This is a genomic window from Kitasatospora sp. NBC_01246 (assembly GCF_036226505.1).
GTDB lineage: Bacteria > Actinomycetota > Actinomycetes > Streptomycetales > Streptomycetaceae > Kitasatospora.
Map to the genome: position 1 here is coordinate 4415097 of NZ_CP108484.1, position 23471 is coordinate 4438567.

Below are 23471 nucleotides of genomic sequence, written 5' to 3' on the forward strand. Positions count from 1 at the left end.
GCGCCTGGTGCCGATCGGCCTGGGAATGCGAGAGACTGGTCAGTCGTTGTCCCGGGCGGCGGAGCAGGACCGCCCTCCCCGCCCTAGCGCGGGTCGCGATGCGAACCAGGAGATGCAGTGAGCGACGTCCGTAACGTGATCATCATCGGTTCCGGCCCGGCCGGCTACACGGCTGCGCTCTACACCGCCCGTGCCGCCCTCAAGCCCCTCGTCTTCGAGGGCGCCGTCACCGCCGGTGGCGCGCTGATGAACACCACCGAGGTCGAGAACTTCCCCGGCTTCCGGGACGGCATCATGGGCCCCGAGCTGATGGACAACATGCGCGCCCAGGCCGAGCGCTTCGGCGCCGAGCTGATCCCGGACGACATCGTGGCCGTCGACCTCACGGGCGACATCAAGACCGTGACGGACTCCGAGGGCAACGTCCACCGGGCCCGCGCCGTGATCGTCACCACCGGCTCGCAGCACCGCAAGCTCGACCTGCCGAACGAGGACAAGCTCTCCGGTCGCGGCGTCTCGTGGTGCGCCACCTGCGACGGCTTCTTCTTCCGCGACCAGGACATCGCCGTGGTCGGCGGCGGTGACACCGCCCTGGAGGAGGCCACCTTCCTCTCCCGCTTCGCCCGCAGCGTCACGATCATCCACCGCCGGGACACCCTGCGCGCCTCCAAGGCGATGCAGGAGCGCGCCTTCGCCGACGAGAAGATCCGCTTCGAGTGGGACAGCGCGGTCGAGGCGATCCACGGCGACCCGAAGCTGAGCGGCGCCACCCTGCGGGACACCACCACCGGCGAGACCCGCGAGCTGGCCGTCACCGGTCTGTTCATCGCCATCGGCCACGACCCGCGCACCGACCTCTTCAAGGGTCAGCTGGAGCTGGACGCCGAGGGCTACCTGAAGGTCGAGGCCCCCTCGACCCGGACCAACATCCCGGGCGTCTTCGGTGCCGGCGACGTCGTCGACCACACCTACCGCCAGGCCATCACCGCCTCCGGCACCGGCTGCTCCGCCGCGCTGGACGCCGAGCGCTACCTGGCCTCGCTCGCCGACCTGGAGGCCGCGGCCGCCACCGTGGCGGTCTGAGCACCCCCCACCGACCCACCCCGGGTGGGGGTGTTCCACGTGAAACACCCCCACCCCGCCGGGCAGAAACAGAACGGGCCCGCCCGTTGTTCTCCTGGCAGCACCCCCTCCGCACCACCCCGAGGAGTTCCCGTGGCCGGCGCCACCACTACCGTCACCGATGCGACGTTCAAGGCCGACGTCCTGGACAGCGACAAGCCCGTCCTGGTCGACTTCTGGGCCACCTGGTGCGGCCCGTGCCGCCAGGTCGCCCCGATCCTGGACGAGATCGCGGCTGAGCACTCCGACAAGCTGACCATCGCCAAGCTCGACGTCGATGCCAACCAGCAGACGGCCGCCCAGTACAACGTCATCTCGATCCCGACGCTGATCGTCTACAAGGGCGGCGAGCCGGTGAAGTCCATCACCGGTGCCCGTCCGAAGGCCGCGCTGCTGCGCGAGCTGGCCGACTTCCTCTAGGCCGTCGGCCCAGGGCCCCCGGGCCCGGTCCGGCCGACACACCGCGATGGCGGCGCCCCCAGCCCGGGGGCGCCGCCATCGTCGTTCCCGGCTGCCCGGTTCCCCCCGGACAGCGCGGCTCAGAACGGTCGCAGCGCGGGCTCCTTCCGGCCTCCGCCCAGCAGCCGCTCCAGCGCGCCCTCGACATCACCGCGCCAGGACAGCGTGGTGCGTGCCTCCAGCCGCAGCCGCGGGTAGCGGTGGTGCGGCCGGACCGTCTTGAAGCCGACCGCCAGCAGATGATCCGCCGGCAGGACACAGCTCGGCGACTGCCGGCCGACCGCGCCGAAGGCCTCGATCGCCCGGACCCCGCGCCCCATCAGGTCCTTGGCCACCGTCTGCACCAGCACCCGGCCGAGCCCCTGCCGCTGGTAGCCCGGGAGCACGCGGCTGATCATCAGCTGAACGGCGTCCGGCGAGACGGGACTGGTCGGGAAGGACTGCGACCGCGGCACGTACGCCGGCGGGGCGTAGAGCACGAAACCGGCGGGGTCGTCGTCCACGTAGACGACCCGGCCGCAGGAACCCCACTCCAGCAGCACCGCGGAGATCCAGCCCTCCTTCTCCTCCTCCGACTTCCCGGATTCGACGGCCGCCCGGCCGGTGACCGGATCCAGCTCCCAGAACACGCAGGAGCGGCAGGTCGTCGGCAGGTCCTTGAGGTTGTCCAGCGTCAGCGGAACGATCCGGCGTCCCATGCCCCGCACCTCCTCGTCCACTCCACAGTCGAGCATTCCCCCTGAACGCCGATGGGTGCATGTTTCACGTGAAACAGCCGCTCACGTGGAACATGCACCCGTCGAGATCCGTGGTCGGCCCCGGCTCAGCCCTGCGACAGCCGCAGCCCGTCCTCACCCGGCGCCAGGCTGTCCAGGATCCGGTTGAGGTCCTCCACCGAGCCGAACTCCAGGACGACCTTGCCCTTGCCCAGCTTGCCGCCGCGCTGCGAGACCTCCACCTTGACCCGGGTGTCGAAGCGGTCCGAGAGCCGGCTCGCCAGGTCGTTGAAGGCCGGCGAGAGCAGCTTGCCCGCCTGCGGTCCGATCGAGCGCTTGGGCTTCGGCTCCTGGCCGCTCATCAGCATGACGAGCTCCTCGGTGGTCCGCACCGAGAGCCCCTCCGCGATGATCCGCTTGGCCAGCTCCTCCTGGCCCTCGGCGTCCGGCACCCCGAGCACCGCCCGGGCGTGCCCGGCGGTCAGCGTCCCGGCCGCCACCCGCCGCTGCACACCCGGCGAGAGCTTCAGCAGCCGCAGGGTGTTGGACACGTGCGAGCGCGAGCGGCCGATCCGGTCCGCCAGCTCGTCGTGCGTGCAGGAGAAGTCCCGCAGCAGCTGGTCGTAGGCGGCCGCCTCCTCCAGCGCGTTGAGCTCCGCCCGGTGGAGGTTCTCCAGCAGGGCGTCCAGCAGCAGCTTGTCGTCCTCGGTGGCCCGGACGATCGCCGGGATCTGCTCCAGGCCCGCCTCCCGGGAGGCCCGCCAGCGCCGCTCGCCCATGATGAGCTCGAAGCGCTCGGGCGCGACCTGGCGCACCACCACCGGCTGGAGCAGGCCCACCTCCTTGATGGAGGCGACCAGCTCGGCCAGCTTGTCCTCGTCGAAGACCTCGCGCGGCTGACGCGGGTTCGGCGTGATCGAGTCCAGCGGCAGCTCGGCGAACCGGGCGCCGGGCACCTGTGCCAGCTCCGGTGCGGCGGCCGCCTGCTCCCGCTCGGCCTGCTCCCGCAGGCTCTCGGCGGCCGCCTTGGCCGCCAGCGTTCCCCGCCCGGTCGGCAGCAGCGGCACCGCGCCCGGCGAGACCGTTCCGGGGGACACCACCGTGGCCGCCGAGGCCTGCGTCGCCGCGCCGTCGGCCGCCGGTGCGGCGGGTCCGATCAGCGCTCCGAGCCCTCGTCCCAGACCCCTGCGACCACTCACCGATTGCCCTCCGTCGTGCCGTGCTGTGCCATCGGGGCGTGCTGCCCCGGCTCGCTGCCCTGCTGCTGACCCGCCCGCTGCTGACCGACCAGCGTGCCGCCGGTTCCGATGCCCGGCGCCCGCATCGCCAGCTCGCGGGCGGCCTCCAGGTAGGAGAGCGCGCCGGTCGAACCCGGGTCGTAGGTGATCACCGTCTGACCGTAACTGGGCGCCTCGGAGATCCGGACCGAGCGCGGGATCGCGGTCTGCAGCACCTCCTGCTGGAAGTGCGTCCGGACCTCCTCGGCCACCTGGGCGGCCAGCCTGGTCCGGGCGTCGTACATGGTGAGCAGGATGGTGGAGACGTGCAGCGTGGGGTTGAGGTGCGCGCGGACCAGCTCGACGTTGCGCAGCAGCTGGCCGAGGCCCTCCAGCGCGTAGTACTCGCACTGGATCGGGATCAGCACCTCCTGGCCGGCCACCAGCGCGTTGACCGTCAGCAGGCCGAGCGAGGGCGGGCAGTCGATCAGGATGTAGTCCAGCGGCTGCTCGTAGGCGGCGATGGCGCGCTGCAGCCGGCTCTCCCGGGCGACCAGCGAGACCAGTTCGATCTCCGCGCCGGCCAGGTCGATGGTGGCGGGGACGCAGAAGAGCCCCTCGACGTCCACCACCGGCTGCACCACGTCGGCCAGCGGCTTGCCCTCCACCAGCACGTCGTAGATCGACGGCACCTCGGCGTGGTGGTCGATGCCGAGCGCCGTGGAGGCGTTGCCCTGCGGATCGAGGTCCACCACCAGCACGCGCAGTCCGTGCATGGCGAGCGAGGCCGCCATGTTGACGGTGCTGGTGGTCTTGCCCACCCCGCCCTTCTGGTTGGCCACCACGATCACCCGGGTCGCGACAGGTCGGGGAAGACCCTCGCCCGCTCGGCCGATCGCCTGTACCGCAGCCTGGGCAGCCCGTGCGATGGGCGTGTCATCGATCTGGTCGATGGTCTCCGAGTCCTGCATGGGGGTCAGTGTTTCACGTGAAACCGGAGCGGCAACAGTCGCCGCCCGGCTGCGACTGAGGATTCCGGAAAGCAGGGAGCGACGTTTCACGTGAAGCACCATGCCCGCAATGTCGGAATTCTGACGGTGCGACACTCCGGTGGCCGGGAGTCACCCGGTCGGCCGCCCGCCGGTCGCTCCGGCGTCACCGGGCCCGCCGCCGGCTCCTTCGGCGCGGGCCCGGGTGCCGGAGACGACGACCGCGCGGCCGGAACGCCGAACGGGCGGGTGGTCCGAAGACCACCCGCCCGTTCCCGCTCCCGCCCGCTCAGCGGCTGCGGCGCCGTCCGCCCCGGCTCCGCTCACCGGTGCGCGGGGCCCCGGCGTTGCGCCCGGCCCGGGCCGCCCGGGCCCGCCGGGTCGCCGCCTTGACCCCGCCGGGGCTCTCCCCCGCCTTCACCTGGATCACCCGGGTCGAGGTCTCCAGCGTGCCCTCGCCCACCGAGATGACCGTCCACTCGACCGCGCCCAGCTTGGCCAGCCCGGCCCGCGAGTCGGCCAGCTCCTGCTCGGCGCTGTCCCCCTTGAGCGCCAGCATCTGGCCGTGCGGGCGCAGCAGCGGCATGCCCCAGCCGGCGAGCCGGTCCAGCGGTGCCACCGCCCGGGCGGTCACCACGTCCACCGCGAGCTTGCCGACCATCTCCTCGGCCCGCCCGCGCAGCACGGTGACGTTCTCCAGGCCGAGCTCACGGACCACCTCCTCCAGGAAGGTGGTGCGGCGCAGCAGCGGCTCCAGCAGCGTCACCGAGACGTCCGGGCGCGCCAGCGCGACGGGGATGCCGGGCAGCCCGGCCCCGGAGCCGACGTCGCACAGGGTCGACCCGGGCGGCAGCAGCTCGGCGAGCACCGCGCAGTTCAGCACGTGGCGGTCCCAGAGCCGGGGCACCTCGCGAGGGCCGATCAGTCCGCGCTGGACTCCCGCGGTGGCCAGCAGCTCGGTGTAGCGGACCGCCGCCTCGTAGCGGTCACCGAAGACCTCCCGAGCCACGGCCGGGGCGGCGGCCAGCCCCTCGGCCGCCGCGCCTTCGGCGCCCGGGCCCTCAGCGGCCGAACTACCGGCACCCGCCGCCGGATCCCCGGCTGCCGCGCTCTCCGTGTCCATCTCGACCTCTCCGCTCCCCGGATCCACCGACCCGCTCTCCGCACTGTTTCACGTGAAACATCTTTCGCCGGGCCACGCCCCGCGAAGGGACGACGACCCCGCCCGCACGAGGCGGACGGGGTCGAGTCCTCTGAAGGTCACCGGTCGCCGAAGCGGCCGGTCATCGACTTCCCCGGTGTCAGGCCGGCAACACGACCACGCACCGCTGGGGCTCTTCGCCCTCCGACTCACTGCGCAGACCGGCCGCGGCCACGGCGTCGTGGACGACCTTGCGCTCGAAGGGCGTCATGGCCCGCAGCTTGACCTGCTCCCCCGAGCTCTTGACCTGCTCCGCGGCCTGGGCCCCGAGCTCGGCCAGCTCGGTGCGCTTGCGGGCGCGGAAGCCGGCAATGTCCAGCATGAGGCGGCTGCGCTCGCCGGTCTCCCGGTGGACAGCCAACCGGGTCAGCTCCTGCAGGGCCTCCAGCACCTCGCCGTCCTGGCCGACCAGGCGCTGCAGGGCGCGGTCATTGCCGTCGCCGACGATGGACACCAGGGCGCGGTCGCCCTCGACGTCCATGTCGATGTCCCCATCGAGGTCGGCGATGTCGAGCAGACCCTCCAGGTAGTCCGCCGCGATGTCGCCCTCCTGCTCCAGGCGGGAGACGAGGCTCTCGTCGGCGCTGGAAGCGGCCTCGACCTCGACGGCGGAGGTGGTGCCTTCCGTCACTGATGGACTCCTTCGGGGATGGGCCCGGATGGTGGGCCGGGAACGAGGTTCAGAGGGCCGCTGGGACGGTCCGGGGCCGGTCGGGTCAGGACTTCTTCTTCGGCCGCTGGCCGCCCTGCCCACCGCGCTTCGGCTGCTGCCGGCCGCCCTGCCGGGCCGGGCCGGACTTGGCCCCGGAGGGCCTGGTCGCGGTCGGCTTGGCACCGGCGGACTCGGCCGCGGCCTCGGACTCCTCGGCCGGGGCCGGGGCGTCCTTGGTGAGGCTGGCCGTCGGGGCGGCACCGGTGTGCTGGCGCTGCGACTTGGTCTGCTTGCGCGGCTGCTGGCGGCGCACCTGCACCGCGTCCTCGACGACGGCCTCGGCGGACGCGGCCGTCTTCTTCGGGGGCAGCATGCCCCAGAGGGCGCCCTTGATCTCCGAGCCGTCCGGGTTGAGGCGGCCGTTCTTCTTCAGCCGGACCTGGCGCTCGTCCCAGGCCTTGCTGCCGGGCGTCGGGTTGTTCCGGATGACGATCAGCTGCTGGCCCATCGACCAGACGTTGGTGGTCAGCCAGTAGACCAGCACACCGACGGGGAAGTTGATGCCCATCACGGCGAACATGATCGGGAAGACGTACATCAGCATCTTCTGCTGCTGCATGAACGGCGTCTTGATCGTGAGGTCGACGTTCTTGGTCATCAGCTGGCGCTGCGTGATGAACTGCGACAGCGACATCAGGATGATCATCACCGCGGTGACGATCTTGACGCTGACCTCGCTGCTGCCGAGGAAGGTCGCCGACAGCGGGGCGCCGAAGATGTGCGCCTGGCCGGCGCTGGTCAGCAGGTCGCCGTGGATGACGCCGATCGGCTCGCTCTTGGCCACCTTGGCGAGCACGCCGTAGAGGGCGGTGAAGAACGGCGCCTGCACGATGATGGGAAGGCAGCTGGAGAACGGGTTGGTACCCGCCTCCTTGTACAGCTTCATCATCTCTTCGGACTGGCGCTGCTTGTCGTTCTTGTAGCGCTCCTGGATGGCCTTCATCTTCGGCTGGATCGCCTGCATGGCCCGGGTCGCCTTGATCTGCTTCACGAAGAGCGGGATCAGGCAGATCCGGATGACGACCACCATCGAGGCGATGGCAAGACCCCAGGCCCAGCCACCGTTCGGGTCGAAGACGTGGCTGTACAGCGAGTGGAACTGGACGATGATCCAGGACACCGCTGTGTACAGGGGGTTCAGGAAGGAGAAGGTCACCGGTCAGGCTCCTTGGACATTGGGATCGGCCCCACGGGACCAATGGTCGCCGGGCCCTCTGGGTCCGGACCGGCGGGGGGCGCGGCCACCGGCTGATCGGCGGCGGACCCGCGGTTCAGCAGGTCACGCAGCCGGCGGTGCCACACCGGGTGCTTGCGCGGCGGAACATGATCGACCCCGCCGGGCGTCCACGGATTGCAGCGCAGGATGCGCCACACGGTCAGGCCGCCGCCCTTGACCGCCCCGTGCACCTTCACGGCCTCGAAGCCGTAGTGCGAGCAGGAGGGGTAATAGCGGCAGACCGGGCCGAGCAGCGGGCTGATGGTCCACTGGTAGACCCTGATCAGACCCATCAGCAGGTACTTCATCGACCTGCTCCCGTCGGCGCCGTCACGGCGGGCTCCGCCTTCAGCAGCCGCTTGAGCGCCGCGTCCAGGTCGCGTTCCAGGTCCTGGTACGAGGCGGACGCGGCCTGGGGCAGCGCACGCACCACTATCAGGCTACCGGCGGGCAGCCCGGAGAGACGATCACGGACGAGGTGGCGCAGTCGGCGCTTGACCAGGTTACGGACGACCGCCGGACCGACGGCCTTGCTCACGACGAAACCCGCACGCGCCGAAGGAGTCCCCTCGGCGACGTGCGGGCGGGAGTCGCTGGCCCGGTCGGCCTGCCCCGTGAGGTCGCCGTCTCTGCTGAGATGGACGACCAGTAGGGGCCGGCCGGCCCGGCGACCGCGTTTCACCGCGGTCGCGAAGTCCTGGCGCCGCCGCAGCCGATTCTCGGAGGGCAGCACAACAGACTCTGGCGCGGATCAGGCGGAGATGGCGCTGCGGCCCTTGCCACGGCGGGCGGCCAGGATGGCACGGCCGGCGCGGGTACGCATACGCAGCCGGAAGCCGTGGGTCTTCGCGCGGCGACGGTTGTTCGGCTGGAAGGTGCGCTTGCTCACTCGGGGGCTCCTGAGGTGAATCGTAGGATGACGGGAAGTCGCTTGGCCGTCACCGTGCGTCCGCGTGATCTCCCCTGATACGGAAATCCGACCCGTCCTCCCAGTTCGGCTGGGGTTCAGGGCAATCCACGGCGCCCGTGCTGCGCGCCTTATGGAGCGGGTGGACCCGCGGACATGCGGCAGCGGCCATCGACAACTCGACCTGGTTACGGTACGCGGGACGGGGCGCGAGGGTCAAACCAGCCCTTCACGACGGACGCCCCGGGCCGCGCTCACGGCCCCCGTCGCCCACAGCCTGTGGACAACGACTTGATCCGGCTCTGTTCGCTGACTACCGTTGCAGGACTTGTCTGGTTTTGTTCTTCGTCAACGGACACAGATCCACAGTCTCTTGATCCACCACCCCTGCTGGAGCCGCGGGGAACCGAGAAAGCGTGCACCAGTGGCTGATGTCAACAGCGACCTCGTCCCGGTCTGGGCGAGAGTCGTCGAGCGGCTGGTCAGCGACCCGGACGTCGGGGAGATGGACAAGCAGTGGGTGCAGCGCACCCAGCCGATGTGGATGATGCACGACACCGCCCTGCTGGCGACCCCCAACGAGCGGGCCAAGCAGGTGCTGGAGGGGCGACTGCTGCCCCAGCTGACCGAGGCGCTCAGCCGCGAACTCAGCCGCCCGGTCCGGATCGCGGTGATGGTCGACGCCAACGCCGTCCCCACCACCCCCGCGCCCGCGCAGGACGAGCCGCCGGCCGGCGAGCCGTACCAGCGCGACGACGGCGGCGACTACGGGCACCAGGGTTACGAGCGCCGCTACGACTCCGAGTCCGGCTACGAGCACGACCGGTACGACGACGGCGGCGGCTACCAGGAGCACCAGGCCCCGGCGTACGGCTCGGGCCGGCCGCCGGGCGGCGGCTACGGCGCCCCGCCGCAGAACCAGCCCTGGGAGAGCCACCAGAGCCACCAGAGCCACCAGGGTCACCAGGGTCACCAGGGCTATCCCGAGCACGGTTCCGGCTACCCCGAGCAGGAGCCGCCCGCCCAGCGCCCGGCTCCCCGCCCGGCGCACGGCCCCTCGTCGACCACCCAGGGCGACCTCTTCGGCGGCGCCTACGGCCCCGGCCCCGGCGAGCACCCGCGGACCGGCGGTGCCCGGCGCGGTCCCGGCGGGCGCCCGGCCCCCGGCCGGCCCGCGGAGAAGCCCGGCCCCGAGCGCGCCACCGACCGCCCGGCCGTCCCCGGCGTGCCGGCCCCGCCCGGCGCTCCCCCGGCCGGCGGCTCCCGCAAGGACGAGCCCGCGGCCCGGCTGAACCCCAAGTACCTCTTCGACACCTTCGTCATCGGCGCGAGCAACCGCTTCGCGCACGCGGCGGCGGTGGCCGTCGCCGAGGCCCCGGCCAAGGCGTACAACCCGCTCTTCATCTACGGCGAGTCCGGGCTGGGCAAGACCCACCTGCTGCACGCCATCGGGCACTACTCCCGCAGCCTCTTCCCGGGCACCCGGGTGCGCTACGTGTCGTCGGAGGAGTTCACCAACGAGTTCATCAACTCGATCCGGGACGGCAAGGCGGACGCGTTCCGCAAGCGGTACCGGGACATGGACATCCTGCTCGTGGACGACGTGCAGTTCCTGGCGAGCAAGGAGTCCACGCAGGAGGAGTTCTTCCACACCTTCAACACCCTGCACAACGCGAACAAGCAGATCGTCCTCTCGTCCGACCGGCCGCCCAAACAGCTGATCACGCTGGAGGACCGGCTGCGCAACCGCTTCGAGTGGGGGTTGATCACCGACGTCACCCCGCCGGAGCTGGAGACCCGGATCGCGATCCTGCGCAAGAAGGCGATCCAGGAGCAACTCAACGCCCCGGCGGACGTCTTGGAGTTCATCGCGTCCAGGATCACCCGCAACATCCGGGAGTTGGAGGGCGCCCTGATCCGGGTCACCGCCTTCGCCAACCTCAACCGGGCGCCGGTGGACCTGGAGTTGGCCGGCATCGTCCTCAAGGACCTCATCCCCGGCGGGGACGAGGACGCCGGACCGGAGATCACCGCGCAGGTCATCATGCAGCAGACCGCCGCCTACTTCGGGTTGGGCGTGGACGACCTCTGCGGATCCTCCCGCAGCCGGGTGCTGGTGACGGCGCGCCAGATCGCCATGTACCTCTGCCGGGAGCTGACCGACCTCTCGTTGCCGAAGATCGGCGCGCAGTTCGGCGGCCGCGACCACACCACGGTGATGCACGCCGACCGCAAGATCCGGTCGCTGATGGCCGAGCGGCGCTCGATCTACAACCAGGTCACCGAACTGACCAACCGCATCAAGAGCTAGCCGGACCGGCCGGACGGGCCGTCCACACCCCTGCGAGGGCGTCAGGAGCGATCCTGACGCCCTTTCGGCATATCCGGAGGTGTGCGTCGCCGATCGGCTGGGCAGGAATGCCCCGACGGACGCTCCGCCAGTCCGCCGCCCGCGCCGAACATCTGACCGGTAATTCGAACACCCCGGGCGCGCAGGGCCGTTGTCCACAGGCGGAGCCGGTTCTCCACCGTCCACAGGCCACCGGCCCCCGAGTTATCCAGAATTCCTCCACAGGCCGCGCGCCGCTACGCTCTTCCGCGCAGGTCAGGTGCCTGTGGACTTGTGCACAACGGTTGTCCACAGGCTGTGGACAATTGGCGGGCCGTCAGTGGGCCATTCGAGTTGTCCACCGGTTGTCCCCAGGGTGGCGGCGGTTATCCCCAGGTTGTCCACAGCCGCGTCCACAGTTCGACAACCGTGGGCCTGCGTTCATGCCCTGGTGTGAAAGGCGTCACGAAATGTTGACCGGCCCCCGTGGATAACCGGGCCCGGATCTGGGGACGGCGCTGGGGATAACCTGTGGATACCCAACGTGCCCTGTGGGTAACGCTCCGCTGTCCACAGCGGGCCCTGTTCGTCCACAGCCGCCGTCCACACCTCCTGTGGACAAAAAACCGGGCCTGACCTGCACGAACAGGGTTATCCACGGTTTCCACAGGCCCTACTACTACCACTACACCTATAGACCAGTTGAAGGGCTTGAAAGCAGGTGGGGGCGAAATCTGTGGACAACCGCTCCCCGACATCTGTTCGGCCTGCTTCCGCCCGTCTGCCCCGTCTGTCGGTGGAGTACGTCAGACTGTCCTCTGCGACTGGATGCGGAGTGGCAGAGCTCGGCGGCCCACCGCACCGACGACCAAGATCAGACCAACCAGACTTTGCGAGCGGGAGCGCTCGATCCAGGAGGCGGTTACCGGTGAAGTTCCGGGTGGAGCGTGACGTCCTCGCGGAGGCGGTGGCCTGGGCTGCCCGCAGCCTCCCGGCACGGCCGCCGGTGCCGGTGCTGGCCGGCCTGCTGCTGACGGCGCAGGAGGGCAGCCTGGCGCTGTCCGGCTTCGACTACGAGGTCTCGGCCCGGGTCGAGCTGGAGGCGGACGTCGAGGAGGCCGGCACCGTGCTGGTCTCCGGCCGGCTGCTGAACGACATCTCGCGCAACCTTCCCAACAGGCCTGTGGAGATCTCCACCGACGGCCAGCGGGTCAGCGTGGTCTGCGGCAGCTCCCGGTTCACCCTCCCCACCCTGCCGGTGGACGAGTACCCGGCCCTGCCCCAGATGCCGACCGCGACCGGCACCGTCTCCGGTGACGTGTTCGCCTCGGCGGTCAGCCAGGCCGCGGTGGCCGCCGGCCGCGACGACACCCTCCCGGTGCTCACCGGTGTGCGGGTCGAGATCGAGGGCGACCGGATCACCCTGGCCGCCACCGACCGCTACCGCTTCGCCGTCCGCGAGCTGCTGTGGAAGCCCGAGCAGCCGGACATCTCGGCGGTCGCGCTGGTCCCCGCCAAGACGCTGCAGGACATCGCCAAGTCCCTGGGCAGCGGCGACACCGTCTCGATCGCGCTGTCCTCGGGCGGCGCGGGCGAGGGCCTGATCGGCTTCGAGGGCGCCGGCCGCCGGACCACCACCCGGCTGCTGGAGGGCGAGTTCCCCAAGTTCCGCAGTCTCTTCCCGACGGAGTTCAGCGCCGTCGCCGCGATCCAGACCCAGCCCTTCCTTGAGGCGCTCAAGCGCGTCTCGCTGGTCGCCGAGCGCAACACCCCGGTCCGGCTCAACTTCGAGCAGGGCGTGCTGACGCTGGAGGCCGGTTCGGGCGACGACGCCCAGGCCACCGAGCGGATCGACGCGGACCTGGAGGGCGACGACATCTCGATCGCCTTCAACCCGGGCTACCTGGAGGAGGGCCTCAAGGCCATCGACTCCGCCTACGCCCAGCTGAGCTTCACCACGCCGACCAAGCCGGCGCTGCTCAGCGGCAAGGCCTCGGTGGACACCGAGGCCGACGAGGCCTACCAGTACCTGATCATGCCGGTCCGCCTCTCCGGCTGACCGACCGCCCGGGGCGGCTCCGGCCGCCCCGCCGGTGTCACGAGCGCGCGTCGCCCGGGCTGTCCACAGCCCGGGCGTCCAGCCTGTGGAAGGCCTCCCCCGGTCGGCCCGACCACGGGGAGGCCCTCGCGCTTCAGCGCGTAGGCTCAGGGCAGCGCGGCAACGGCGCCGCAGGCAGGCACGTCACCCCAGGTAAGGACTTGGTCATGGAGCTCGGCCTCATCGGTCTCGGCAAGATGGGCGGCAACATGCGCGAGCGGATCCGCCGCGCCGGCCACACCGTCATCGGTTACGACCGCAACCCCGACATCTCCGATGTCGAGAGCCTCCAGGAGCTCGTGACCAAGCTCCAGGGCCCGCGCGTGGTCTGGGTCATGGTTCCGGCCGGGGCCGCCACCCAGGCGACCGTGGACGAGCTCGCCGAGCTGCTCTCCCCCGGCGACGTGGTCGTGGACGGCGGGAACTCCCGCTGGACGGACGACATCAAGCACGCCGAGTCGCTGGCCGCCAAGGGCATCGGCTTCGTCGACTGCGGCGTCTCCGGCGGCGTCTGGGGCCTGGAGAACGGCTACGCGCTGATGTACGGCGGCGACGCCGAGCACGTCGCCAAGGCGAAGCCGGTCTTCGACGCCCTCAAGCCCGAGGGCGACTTCGGCTCGGTGCACGCGGGCGCGGTCGGCGCCGGCCACTTCGCCAAGATGGTCCACAACGGCATCGAGTACGCGATGATGCAGGCCTTCGCCGAGGGCTGGGAGCTGCTGGAGGCGGCCCCCGAGGTCACCGACGTGCGCGAGGTCTTCCGCAGCTGGCAGGAGGGCACGGTCATCCGCTCCTGGCTGCTGGACCTCGCCGTTCGCGCGCTGGACGACGACGAGCACCTGGCCAAGCTCAAGGGCTGGGCCGCCGACTCCGGCGAGGGCCGCTGGACGGTCGAGGCCGCGATCGACCACGCCGTGCCGCTGCCGGCGATCACCGCCTCGCTCTTCGCCCGGTTCGCCTCCCGCCAGGACGACTCGCCGCAGATGAAGATGATCGCCGCGCTGCGCAACCAGTTCGGCGGCCACGCGGTCGAGTCGAAGTAGTCCGCCCCACCCGGGACGTCCACAGAAGGCGAGCGCAGTCCACAGCCATGCACGTCGCGCATCTGTCGCTCGCCGACTTCCGTTCCTACGCCCGGGCCGAGGTTCCCCTCGACCCGGGCGTGACGGCGTTCGTCGGACCCAACGGCCAGGGCAAGACCAACCTGGTCGAGGCGATCGGCTACATCGCCACCCTCGGCAGCCACCGGGTGGCAACCGACGCCCCGCTGATCCGGCTCGGCGCCGAGCGGGCGGTGATCCGCACCTCGGTGGTGGCCGGGAGCCGCAGCACCCTGGTCGAACTGGAGATCACCCCGGGCAAGGCCAACCGCGCCCGGATCAACCGCTCCGACAACGTCCGGCCCAGGGACGTCCTGGGCCTGCTGCGCACCGTGCTGTTCGCCCCCGAGGACCTCAGCCTGGTCAAGGGCGACCCGGGCGAGCGCCGGCGCTTCCTGGACGAGCTGCTGACCGCCCGGGCGCCCCGGCTGGCCGGCGTCCGGCAGGACTACGAGCGGGTGCTGAAGCAGCGCAACGCCCTGCTGAAGACCGCCGCGATGGCCCGCCGCTCCGGCGGCGGCAAGGGCGCGGACCTCTCCACCCTGGAGGTCTGGGACGGCCACCTGGCACGTGCCGGAGCCGAGCTGACCGCCTTCCGGATCCAGCTGGTCGCCTCCCTGCAACCGCTGGTGACGGCCGCGTACGGGCAGCTCGCGCCCGCCGGCGGCGAGACCGTGCTGGAGTACCGCAGCTCCTTCGAGGGCGAGCTGCCGACCAGCCGCGAGCAGGCCGAGGAGCAGCTGCTCCAGGCCCTGCGGGCGGCCCGCAAGCAGGAGGTCGAGCGCGGTCTGACGCTGGTCGGGCCGCACCGCGACGAGCTGGGCCTGCGGCTCGGACCGCTGCCGGCCAAGGGCTACGCCAGCCACGGCGAGTCCTGGTCGTTCGCGCTGGCGCTGCGGCTGGCCTCCTACGAGCTGCTGCGCGCCGACGGCGGCGAACCGGTGCTGATCCTCGACGACGTCTTCGCCGAGCTGGACGCCACCCGCCGCGACCGGCTGGCCGAGCTGGTCGCCGGCGGCGAGCAGGTCCTGGTCACCGCGGCGGTCGCGGAGGACGTGCCGAAGGCCCTGGCCGGGGCCCGGTACTCGGTGGCCGACGGCGCGGTCCGCCGGGTCGACGCCTGACGGACGGCGGCCGCGCGCCCCGTTCCTCCACCGCACCTCCACACCTGCCGCCCCTTCGACCCGCCGTCCGGCGTGCCCCCGTCCCCGTCCGCTCCCGTACGCTGGACGGCTCACCGGCGCGTAGCCGCGACCGTTGTCCACAGGCTGGGGAAAGGAGATCGCCATGAGCGATCCGACCGGGAAGACCCCTCAGCCGGGTGCCCTCCCACTGACCGCCCTCCCGCTCACCGCCCTCCCACCGGCCGCCGACCAGCCGGAGGCCGGGCAGCCGGGCGGCCCGGCACCGACCGGCGCCGACCTGGCCCGCTCGGCGCTGCGGGCGGCCCGGGCGCAGGCCCGCCAGCGGGGCGAGCAGGTCCGGGAGAAGCGCGAGGCGAAGCGGTACGGGCTGCGCAGCGGGGCGCGCTCGGACGGCCGTGACCCGGTGCCGCTGGGGGCGGCGCTGAACCGGCTGCTGACCGAGCGCGGGTGGGAGTCCTCGGCGGCGGTCGGCGGGGTGATGGGCCGTTGGGCGCAGATCGTCGGCCCCGACATCTCGGCGCACTGCGAGCCCACCTCCTACGACGACGCGGCCGCGGTGCTCACCGTGCAGTGCGACTCCACCGCCTGGGCCACTCAACTGCGGTGGCTGGCAAGGCAGTTGGTGGCCCGTCTGAATCACGAGCTCGGCCGCGGCACGGTCAAGACGATCAAGGTGCTGGGGCCGGCCGCGCCGGTCCGCGGCTACGGCCGGCTGCGCGCGCCGGGGAGCAAGGGACCGGGCGACACCTGGGGGTGACCGCGGGCGCCCGCGGTCGAGCGGACCGGAATCTTCCGGAACCCCTGACGGCCCTTCCAGGCGCTCTGTGCCCCCGGGGCGAGTATCGGGACATGTGCAGAGGGGATTCAGGGCGGCGTATCTGCCCTCAGGGGCTGCCAAAAGCCCATCTCTGTCAGTCCTACCGGTAGACTGAGAGCCAAACACTGTTGCTAGTGGCAACCGAGTCGAAACGCCGTGGTCGCACGCTCGCCCGCACGGGGCGGGGATGCGGCCCGTGCTGTGCCAGAGAGGGCGCTTCGTGGCCGATTCCGGCAACCCCAGCCAGACCCCAGACCAGACCGAGCAGGCGGCCGAGAGCACCTACACCGGAAGCAACATCCAGGTGCTGGAGGGCCTCGACGCCGTCCGCAAGCGCCCCGGCATGTACATCGGCTCGACCGGTGAGCGTGGCCTGCATCACCTGGTGCAGGAGGTCGTGGACAACTCCGTCGACGAGGCGATGGCCGGGTACGCCGACACCATCGACGTCACGCTCCTCGCCGACGGCGCGGTCCGCGTCGTCGACAACGGCCGAGGCATCCCGGTGGACATCGTCCCCGGCCAGGAGAAGCCGGCCGTCGAGGTCGTGCTCACCGTCCTGCACGCGGGCGGCAAGTTCGGCGGCGGCGGCTACGCCGTCTCCGGCGGCCTGCACGGCGTCGGCGTCTCGGTGGTGAACGCCCTGTCCACCCGTCTCGCGGTGGAGATCCACCGGGACGGGCACCTCTGGACCCAGGAATACAAGATGGGCGCGCCGACCGCCGCCCTGGTGAAGGGCGAGCCGACCGAGCGGACCGGCACCACCGTCACGTTCTGGGCCGACCCGGACATCTTCGAGACCACGGTCTACTCCTTCGAGACGCTCTCCCGGCGCTTCCAGGAGATGGCGTTCCTCAACAAGGGCCTGACCATCTCGCTGACCGACGAGCGGCCGGAGCACGCGGACGAGGAGGGCAACCCGCTCTCCGTCACGTACCGGTACGACGGCGGCATCGCCGACTTCGTCGCCCACCTCAACTCCCGCAAGGGCGACGTGATCCACCCCTCGGTGATCGACTTCGAGGCGGAGGACAAGGAGAAGACGATCTCCGTGGAGGTCGCGATGCAGTGGAACTCCTCGTACACCGAGGGGGTCTACTCGTTCGCCAACACCATCCACACCCACGGCGGCGGCACCCACGAAGAGGGCTTCCGCGCGGCGCTGACCGGCCTGGTCAACCGCTACGCGCGGGACAAGAAGCTGCTCCGCGAGAAGGACGACAACCTCTCCGGCGAGGACATCCGCGAGGGTCTGACCGCGATCATCTCGGTCAAGCTCGGCGAGCCGCAGTTCGAGGGCCAGACCAAGGACAAGCTGGGCAACACCGAGGCGAAGACCTTCGTCCAGCGGGTGGTCCACGAGCAGCTGAACGACTGGCTGGACCGCAACCCGAACGAGGCCTCGGACATCATCCGCAAGTCCATCCAGGCCGCCACCGCGCGCGTGGCCGCCCGGAAGGCGCGGGACCTGACCCGCCGCAAGGGCCTGCTGGAGTCCGCCTCGCTGCCCGGCAAGCTGAGCGACTGCCAGTCCAAGGACCCGGCCGAGTGCGAGATCTTCATCGTCGAGGGCGACTCCGCCGGCGGCTCCGCCAAGCAGGGCCGTGACCCGCGCATCCAGGCGATCCTCCCGATCCGCGGCAAGATCCTGAACGTCGAGAAGGCCCGGATCGACAAGGTGCTGCAGAACACCGAGGTCCAGGCGCTGATCTCGGCCTTCGGCTGCGGCATCCAGGAGGACTACGACGAGTCCAAGCTGCGCTATCACAAGATCGTCCTGATGGCGGACGCCGACGTCGACGGGCAGCACATCCGCACCCTGCTGCTCACCCTGCTGTTCCGCTTCATGCGGCCGCTGGTCGAGTCCGGCTACGTCTACCTCGCGATGCCCCCGCTGTACAAGATCAAGTGGGGCAAGGACGACTTCGACTACGTGTACTCCGACCGCGAGCGCGACGCCACCATCGCGGCGGGCGTCGCGGCCGGTCGCCGGCTGCCCAAGGACGACGCGATCCAGCGCTTCAAGGGTCTCGGCGAGATGAACGCCGAGGAACTGCGGGTGACCACCATGGACCAGGCCCACCGCCTGCTCCAGCAGATCACCCTGGAGGACGCGGCCCGCGCCGACGACCTCTTCTCCGTCCTGATGGGCGAGGACGTCGAGGCCCGCCGCTCCTTCATCCAGCGCAACGCCAAGGACGTCCGCTTCCTGGACGTGTGACGGGGCCCGCCCCTGCCAGCACAGTCCAGTCACGCGTGAAAGGAAACTGACCACCAGTGGTCGACGACAACCGTCCCGACGGCGAGCAGCCGGACGCCAGCACCGCCACCGACACCTTCGTGTCCCGGGTCGAGCCGATCGAGCTCGAGACCGAGATGCAGCGCTCGTACCTCGACTACGCGATGAGCGTGATCGTCAGCCGTGCGCTGCCCGAGGTCCGCGACGGCCTCAAGCCGGTGCACCGGCGCGTGCTCTACGCCATGTACGACGGCGGGTACCGCCCCGAGAAGGGCTACTACAAGTGCGCCCGCGTCGTCGGCGACGTCATGGGCAACTACCACCCGCACGGTGACACCTCGATCTACGACACCGTGGTCCGCCTGGCCCAGCCGTGGTCGCTGCGGATGCCGCTGGTGGACGGCAACGGCAACTTCGGCTCGCCGGGCAACGACCCGGCCGCGGCCATGCGCTACACCGAGTGCAAGCTGATGCCGCTGGCCATGGAGATGATGCGCGACATCGACGAGGAGACCGTCGACTTCGCCGCCAACTACGACGGCCGCTCGCAGGAGCCCACCGTCCTGCCCGCGCGCATCCCCAACCTGCTGGTCAACGGTGCCACCGGCATCGCGGTCGGCATGGCCACCAACATCCCGCCGCACAACCTGCGCGAGGTCGCCTCCGGCGCGCTCTGGGCGCTGGAGCACCCGGAGGCCTCCAACGAGGAGCTGCTGGAGGCCCTGATCGAGCGGATCAAGGGCCCGGACTTCCCGACCGGCGCGCTGATCGTCGGCCGCCGCGGGATCGAGGAGGCGTACCGCACCGGGCGCGGCTCGATCACCATGCGCGCGGTGGTCGAGGTCGAGGAGATCCAGGGCCGCCAGTGCCTGGTGATCACCGAGCTGCCCTACCAGGTCAACCCGGACAACCTCGCGCTGAAGATCGCCGACCTGGTCAAGGACGGCAAGGTCGCCGGCATCGCCGACGTCCGCGACGAGTCCTCCTCGCGCACCGGCCAGCGCCTGGTCATCGTGCTCAAGCGGGACGCCGTCGCCAAGGTCGTGCTGAACAACCTCTACAAGCACACCGACCTGCAGACCAACTTCGGCGCCAACATGCTGGCGCTGGTCGACGGCGTGCCGCGCACGCTCTCGCTCGACGCCTTCATCCGGCACTGGGTCAACCACCAGGTCGACGTCATCGTCCGGCGCACCACCTTCCGGCTGCGCAAGGCCGAGGAGCGGGCGCACATCCTGCGCGCCCTGCTGCGCGCCCTGGACATGATCGACGAGGTCATCGCGCTGATCCGGGCCTCGGCCAGCGCCGACGCCGCCCGCAGCGGCCTGATGGAGCTGCTCGCCATCGACGAGCTCCAGGCCAACGCGATCCTGGAGATGCAGCTGCGCCGCCTGGCCGCCCTGGAGCGCCAGCGGATCATGGACGAGCACGACGAGCTGCAGCGCAAGATCGACGAGTACAACGCGATCCTGGCCTCCCCGGGCCGTCAGCGCGAGATCATCTCCGAGGAGCTGACCGCGATCGTCGAGAAGTACGGCGACGAGCGGCGCTCCACCCTGATCCCCTCCGACGGCGACCTCTCCATCGAGGACCTCATCGCCGAGGAGGACATCGTCGTCACGATCACCCGTGGCGGCTACGTCAAGCGGACCCGCTCCGACCTCTACCGCTCGCAGAAGCGCGGCGGCAAGGGCGTGCGCGGTGCGCAGCTCAAGCAGGACGACATCGTCGACCACTTCTTCGTGACGACGACCCACAACTGGATCCTGTTCTTCACCAACAAGGGCCGGGTCTACCGGGCCAAGGGCTACGAGCTGCCGGACGCCGGCCGGGACGCCCGCGGCCAGCACGTGGCCAACCTGCTGGCCTTCCAGCCGGAGGAGCACATCACCCAGGTGATGGCGGTGCGCACCTACGAGGACAAGCCGTACCTCGTGCTCGCCACCCGGGCCGGTCTGGTGAAGAAGTCCGCGCTCAAGGACTACGACTCGCCCCGCTCCGGCGGCCTGATCGCGATCAACCTGCGCCAGGACGAGGAGGGCCGGGACGACGAGCTGATCGGCGCCGAGCTGGTCTCCGCCGAGGACGACCTGCTGCTGGTCTCCCGCAAGGCCCAGTCGATCCGCTTCACCGCGACCGACGACGCGCTGCGGCCCACCGGCCGCGCCACCTCCGGCGTCAAGGGCATGTCCTTCCGCGAGGACGACGAACTGCTGTCGATGAACGTGGTCCGGCCGGGGACGTACGTCTTCACCGCCACCGACGGTGGCTACGCCAAGCGCACCGGGGTGGACGAGTACCGTGTCCAGGGGCGCGGCGGTTTCGGCACCAAGGCGGCGAAGATCGTCGAGGGCCGCGGATCGCTGGTCGGCGCCCTGGTGGTGGACGACAGCGACGAGATCATGGCGATCACCCTCTCGGGCGGGGTGATCCGCACGAGGGTTTCCGAGGTTCGTGAAACCGGACGTGACACCATGGGCGTCCAACTGATCAACCTCGGAAAGCGCGACGCGGTGGTGGGCATGGCCCGCAACGCGGAGGCCGAGGGCGAGGAGCTGTTGGAGGACGAGGCGTCCGACGCCGAGTCCACCGAGGTGGCCGAGGGTACGGAGACGGTGGCGGGCGGCGAGGAAGCCCAGGCCTGACCCCTACCGCGCAGGCCGGTGCCGTTGCGTCCGAACACGGGCGCGGCGGCGCCGGCCGCCGACCAGTTCCGGGCAATCCCGCCGGGTGCTGGATGACGAGTGACGACGCAGGGCGGCGCCGCCGCCCTGGTGGGAAGTGCGGGAGGACCAGTGAGTGGAGCCACGGGTGCTGCGGGAGGAGCCACCGGCGGCCGTCCGGGCGCAGCACAGGGCGGCGGGGGCTACGGGGTGCCGCAGCCGCCGGCCGAGCACCCCGCCGCGTCCACCTCGCTGATGCCACCGGTCGGTGCGGCGGGTCAGGGCGGGGCGACGTACGGCGGGCAGCCGACCCCTCCGCCGCCGGGAGCGCCGGCGCCGGGCGGTAGCGGGTTCTCGCAGCCGACCACGTACGCCAAGGGGCAGCCGACGCCGCCCCGGGGCACCCGGGTGGGCGGCAACACCCCGCCCGGCGGGACGCCCGTCCCGGGCGGCGCCCCGCGCCGGCCCGGCGCGGCGCCGGCCGTCGGGGGCGCCGGCCTCGGCCGGACCCGCAAGGCCCGGCTGCGGATCACCAAGGCCGACCCGTGGTCGGTGATGAAGGTGAGCTTCCTGCTGTCGCTGGCGGTCGGGATCATCATCATCGTGGCGGCGGCCGTCCTGTGGATGACGCTGGACTCGCTCGGGGTCTTCGACTCGCTCGGCAAGACCCTCAAGGAGGTCACCGCCGGCGAGGCGCCCAACAGCGGCATCAACCTGATGGACTACGTCGGGTTCGGCAAGGTGATGACCTTCACCTCGCTGATCGCGGTGGTCGACGTCGTGCTGCTGACCGCGCTCTCCACGCTCTCGGCGTTCATCTACAACGCGGCCGCCGGCTTCACCGGTGGCATCGAGCTGACCCTGGCCGAGGAGGACTGACCCCGGCCGCGCCGGACCGGGTCTGACCCCCGGTCACATCGTCGTCCGCGGACGGAATGTGCGGGCCCCGACGGCTGTTGCAGCCTTCGGGGCCCGTCGGCATTTCGGGTGACAGCCGGTCCCCGCGGCGTGCCGCCCGGTCGGGCGTCCGCCGCGGTGGGATTAGCTGGACGCGCTCGTGCCGAGTCACCGAGTGCCGCAGGCCCGCCCCCCGGTCCGACCGGCCGGGGCGGGTACGGCTGTGCAGGTACGGCTGGACGGAGGCGCGCGATGGCTCAGCTCGCAAGGCAACTGGTCGAGGCCCTGGAAGGGCTGCTGGGGGTCCCGGTACCGCTGCGGGTGCAGGTGTGGGACGGCAGTGCCGCCGGGCCGCCGGGGGCGCCCACGGTGGTGCTGCGCAACCGGCGGGCGCTGCGCCGGCTGCTCTGGCAGCCGGGTGAGCTGGGCCTGGCCCGGGCCTACGTGTCGGGGGACCTGGAGCTCGCCCCGGGCGCCGACCTCTACGAGGTGCTGACGGTCGTCGCGCACCTCGCCGAGCGCCCCGAGATCCGGCAGCTGGCGCTGGGCCCCGGCGACGTGGTCGGCCCCCGGGGCCGCCGGGTGCTGGGGGCGCTGCTCCGGGCGGGTGCGCTCGGCCCGCAGCCCGCCCCGCCGCCGGAGGAGGCCGGGTCCGTCCGGGGCCGGGTGCACAGCCGCAGCCGGGACCGCGCGGCGATCAGCCACCACTACGACGTCGGCAACGACTTCTACGGGCTCGTCCTGGGCTCCTCGATGGTGTACTCCTGCGCCTACTGGGAGCCGGCCGCCAAGAGCCTGGAGGCCGCCCAGGAGGCCAAGCTCGACCTGATCTGCCGCAAGCTCGGCCTGCGGCCGGGGATGCGCCTGCTGGACGTCGGCTGCGGCTGGGGCTCGCTGGTGCTGCACGCCGCGCGGCACTACGGCGTCACGGCGGTCGGCGTCTCCATCTCCGAGGAGCAGGTCGCGCTCGCCCGCCGACGGGTCGAGGAGGCCGGCCTGGCCGACCGGATCGAGATCCGGCTGCAGGACTACCGGGAGATCCCGGACGGCCCGTTCGACGCCATCTCCAGCGTCGGCATGGCCGAGCACGTCGGCTCCGAGCAGTACCGGGTCTACGCCGACGGCCTGTACGGCCTGCTGGTGCCCGGTGGCCGGCTGCTCAACCACCAGATCGCCCGCCGCCCGGACCACCCGGGCGAGCCGCACCGCCCCAGCCCGTTCATCGACCGCTACGTCTTCCCGGACGGCGAGCTCTCCCCGGTCGGTTCCACCGTGGCCCGGCTGGAGGAGGCCGGCTTCGAGGTCCGCGACGTGGAGTCGCTGCGCGAGCACTACGGGCTGACGCTGCGCGAGTGGGTGGCCAACCTGGAGGCGCACTGGACGGAGGCGGTCCGCCTGGTCGGCCGCGGCCGGGCCCGGGTCTGGCGGCTGTACATGGCGGCCTCGGCGCTCGCCTTCGAGGAGAACCGGATCGGGATCAACCAGATCCTCGCCGTGCGCACCGGTCCCGAGGGGGCGGCCCACCTCCCGGCCACCCGTGAGGAGTGGCTGCTCCGCCGCCCCACCGCTTCCCACCAGCGGACTGCCGCCGGGGCCGGTGCCGATCAGGATTTGGGAGATCGGCCGTCGGTCCGCTAATCTTTC

The 23471-nt window shown here is 71.4% G+C and carries 20 protein-coding genes; 11 read left to right on the top strand and 9 right to left on the bottom strand.

The window, feature by feature from the left end; all coding sequences use genetic code 11:
• Window positions 1-117: 117 nt before the first annotated feature.
• Together trxB and trxA are read left to right on the top strand one after the other, a co-directional pair.
• Complete coding sequence (gene trxB, locus OG618_RS19435) at window positions 118-1083, top strand: thioredoxin-disulfide reductase (RefSeq protein WP_329488789.1); 966 nt, start codon at window positions 118-120, stop codon at window positions 1081-1083.
• Window positions 1084-1215: 132 nt separating this feature from the next.
• On the top strand, window positions 1216-1542 hold the full coding sequence (trxA, locus tag OG618_RS19440) for a thioredoxin (RefSeq protein WP_329488790.1): 327 nt from the start codon (window positions 1216-1218) through the stop codon (window positions 1540-1542).
• A gap of 119 nt (window positions 1543-1661) precedes the next feature.
• Here the strand turns inward: trxA and OG618_RS19445 are convergent, their stop codons facing one another.
• From OG618_RS19445 to rpmH, 9 genes are all read right to left on the bottom strand, one after another.
• Window positions 1662-2279, bottom strand: coding sequence for a GNAT family N-acetyltransferase (locus OG618_RS19445; RefSeq protein WP_329488791.1), 618 nt, complete (start codon window positions 2277-2279; stop codon window positions 1662-1664).
• A gap of 125 nt (window positions 2280-2404) precedes the next feature.
• On the bottom strand, window positions 2405-3496 hold the full coding sequence (locus OG618_RS19450; protein ID WP_329488792.1) for a ParB/RepB/Spo0J family partition protein: 1092 nt from the start codon (window positions 3494-3496) through the stop codon (window positions 2405-2407).
• Window positions 3493-4485, bottom strand: a complete 993-nt coding sequence (locus OG618_RS19455) for a ParA family protein (protein ID WP_329488793.1) — start codon at window positions 4483-4485, stop codon at window positions 3493-3495. The genes OG618_RS19450 and OG618_RS19455 overlap by 4 nt, the downstream gene beginning before the upstream one ends.
• Before the next feature lie 307 nt (window positions 4486-4792).
• Window positions 4793-5626 carry a 16S rRNA (guanine(527)-N(7))-methyltransferase RsmG gene (gene rsmG / locus OG618_RS19460; protein WP_329488795.1) on the bottom strand — a complete coding sequence of 278 codons (834 nt, stop codon included), beginning with the start codon at window positions 5624-5626 and terminating at the stop codon, window positions 4793-4795.
• Between the two features lie 178 nt (window positions 5627-5804).
• Window positions 5805-6335 carry a Jag family protein gene (locus OG618_RS19465; protein WP_329488796.1) on the bottom strand — a complete coding sequence of 177 codons (531 nt, stop codon included), beginning with the start codon at window positions 6333-6335 and terminating at the stop codon, window positions 5805-5807.
• Window positions 6336-6420: 85 nt separating this feature from the next.
• On the bottom strand, window positions 6421-7572 hold the full coding sequence (yidC, locus tag OG618_RS19470; RefSeq protein ID WP_329488797.1) for a membrane protein insertase YidC: 1152 nt from the start codon (window positions 7570-7572) through the stop codon (window positions 6421-6423).
• The gene (yidD, locus tag OG618_RS19475) at window positions 7569-7940 is read right to left on the bottom strand and encodes a membrane protein insertion efficiency factor YidD (protein ID WP_329488798.1); all 372 of its coding nucleotides are present in this window, start codon (window positions 7938-7940) and stop codon (window positions 7569-7571) included. The genes yidC and yidD overlap by 4 nt, the downstream gene beginning before the upstream one ends.
• Window positions 7937-8365 (bottom strand): ribonuclease P protein component, encoded by a 429-nt coding sequence (gene rnpA, locus OG618_RS19480; protein WP_329488799.1) that lies wholly within the window; start codon window positions 8363-8365, stop codon window positions 7937-7939. Before rnpA ends, yidD begins: the two co-directional genes overlap by 4 nt.
• Window positions 8366-8383: 18 nt before the next feature.
• Window positions 8384-8521, bottom strand: a complete 138-nt coding sequence (rpmH, locus tag OG618_RS19485; RefSeq protein WP_148643823.1) for a 50S ribosomal protein L34 — start codon at window positions 8519-8521, stop codon at window positions 8384-8386.
• A 442-nt stretch (window positions 8522-8963) separates the two neighbouring features.
• Here rpmH and dnaA point away from each other — a divergent pair, with 442 nt between their 5' ends.
• The 9 genes from dnaA to OG618_RS19530 all read left to right on the top strand — a co-directional run bounded on the left by dnaA (window position 8964) and on the right by OG618_RS19530 (window position 23465).
• Complete coding sequence (gene dnaA, locus OG618_RS19490) at window positions 8964-10850, top strand: chromosomal replication initiator protein DnaA (protein WP_329488800.1); 1887 nt, start codon at window positions 8964-8966, stop codon at window positions 10848-10850.
• Window positions 10851-11796: 946 nt separating this feature from the next.
• Window positions 11797-12927: a DNA polymerase III subunit beta gene (dnaN, locus tag OG618_RS19495; RefSeq protein WP_329488801.1), complete on the top strand. Its 1131-nt coding sequence runs from the start codon at window positions 11797-11799 to the stop codon at window positions 12925-12927.
• A 206-nt stretch (window positions 12928-13133) separates the two neighbouring features.
• Entirely contained in the window at window positions 13134-14009 is an 876-nt protein-coding gene (gene gnd, locus OG618_RS19500; protein ID WP_329488802.1) for a phosphogluconate dehydrogenase (NAD(+)-dependent, decarboxylating), read from the top strand.
• A gap of 47 nt (window positions 14010-14056) precedes the next feature.
• Entirely contained in the window at window positions 14057-15190 is a 1134-nt protein-coding gene (recF, locus tag OG618_RS19505; RefSeq protein WP_329488803.1) for a DNA replication/repair protein RecF, read from the top strand.
• Between the two features lie 163 nt (window positions 15191-15353).
• Complete coding sequence (locus OG618_RS19510) at window positions 15354-15968, top strand: DUF721 domain-containing protein (RefSeq protein WP_329488804.1); 615 nt, start codon at window positions 15354-15356, stop codon at window positions 15966-15968.
• 256 nt (window positions 15969-16224) lie between these two features.
• On the top strand, window positions 16225-18249 hold the full coding sequence (gyrB, locus tag OG618_RS19515) for a DNA topoisomerase (ATP-hydrolyzing) subunit B (protein ID WP_329488805.1): 2025 nt from the start codon (window positions 16225-16227) through the stop codon (window positions 18247-18249).
• A 56-nt stretch (window positions 18250-18305) separates the two neighbouring features.
• Window positions 18306-20912 (top strand): DNA gyrase subunit A, encoded by a 2607-nt coding sequence (gyrA, locus tag OG618_RS19520; protein WP_380387630.1) that lies wholly within the window; start codon window positions 18306-18308, stop codon window positions 20910-20912.
• Window positions 20913-21062: 150 nt separating this feature from the next.
• Window positions 21063-21809 (top strand): DUF3566 domain-containing protein, encoded by a 747-nt coding sequence (locus OG618_RS19525; protein WP_329488806.1) that lies wholly within the window; start codon window positions 21063-21065, stop codon window positions 21807-21809.
• Between the two features lie 270 nt (window positions 21810-22079).
• The gene (locus OG618_RS19530) at window positions 22080-23465 is read left to right on the top strand and encodes a cyclopropane-fatty-acyl-phospholipid synthase family protein (protein ID WP_329488807.1); all 1386 of its coding nucleotides are present in this window, start codon (window positions 22080-22082) and stop codon (window positions 23463-23465) included.
• Window positions 23466-23471 lie beyond the last annotated feature (6 nt).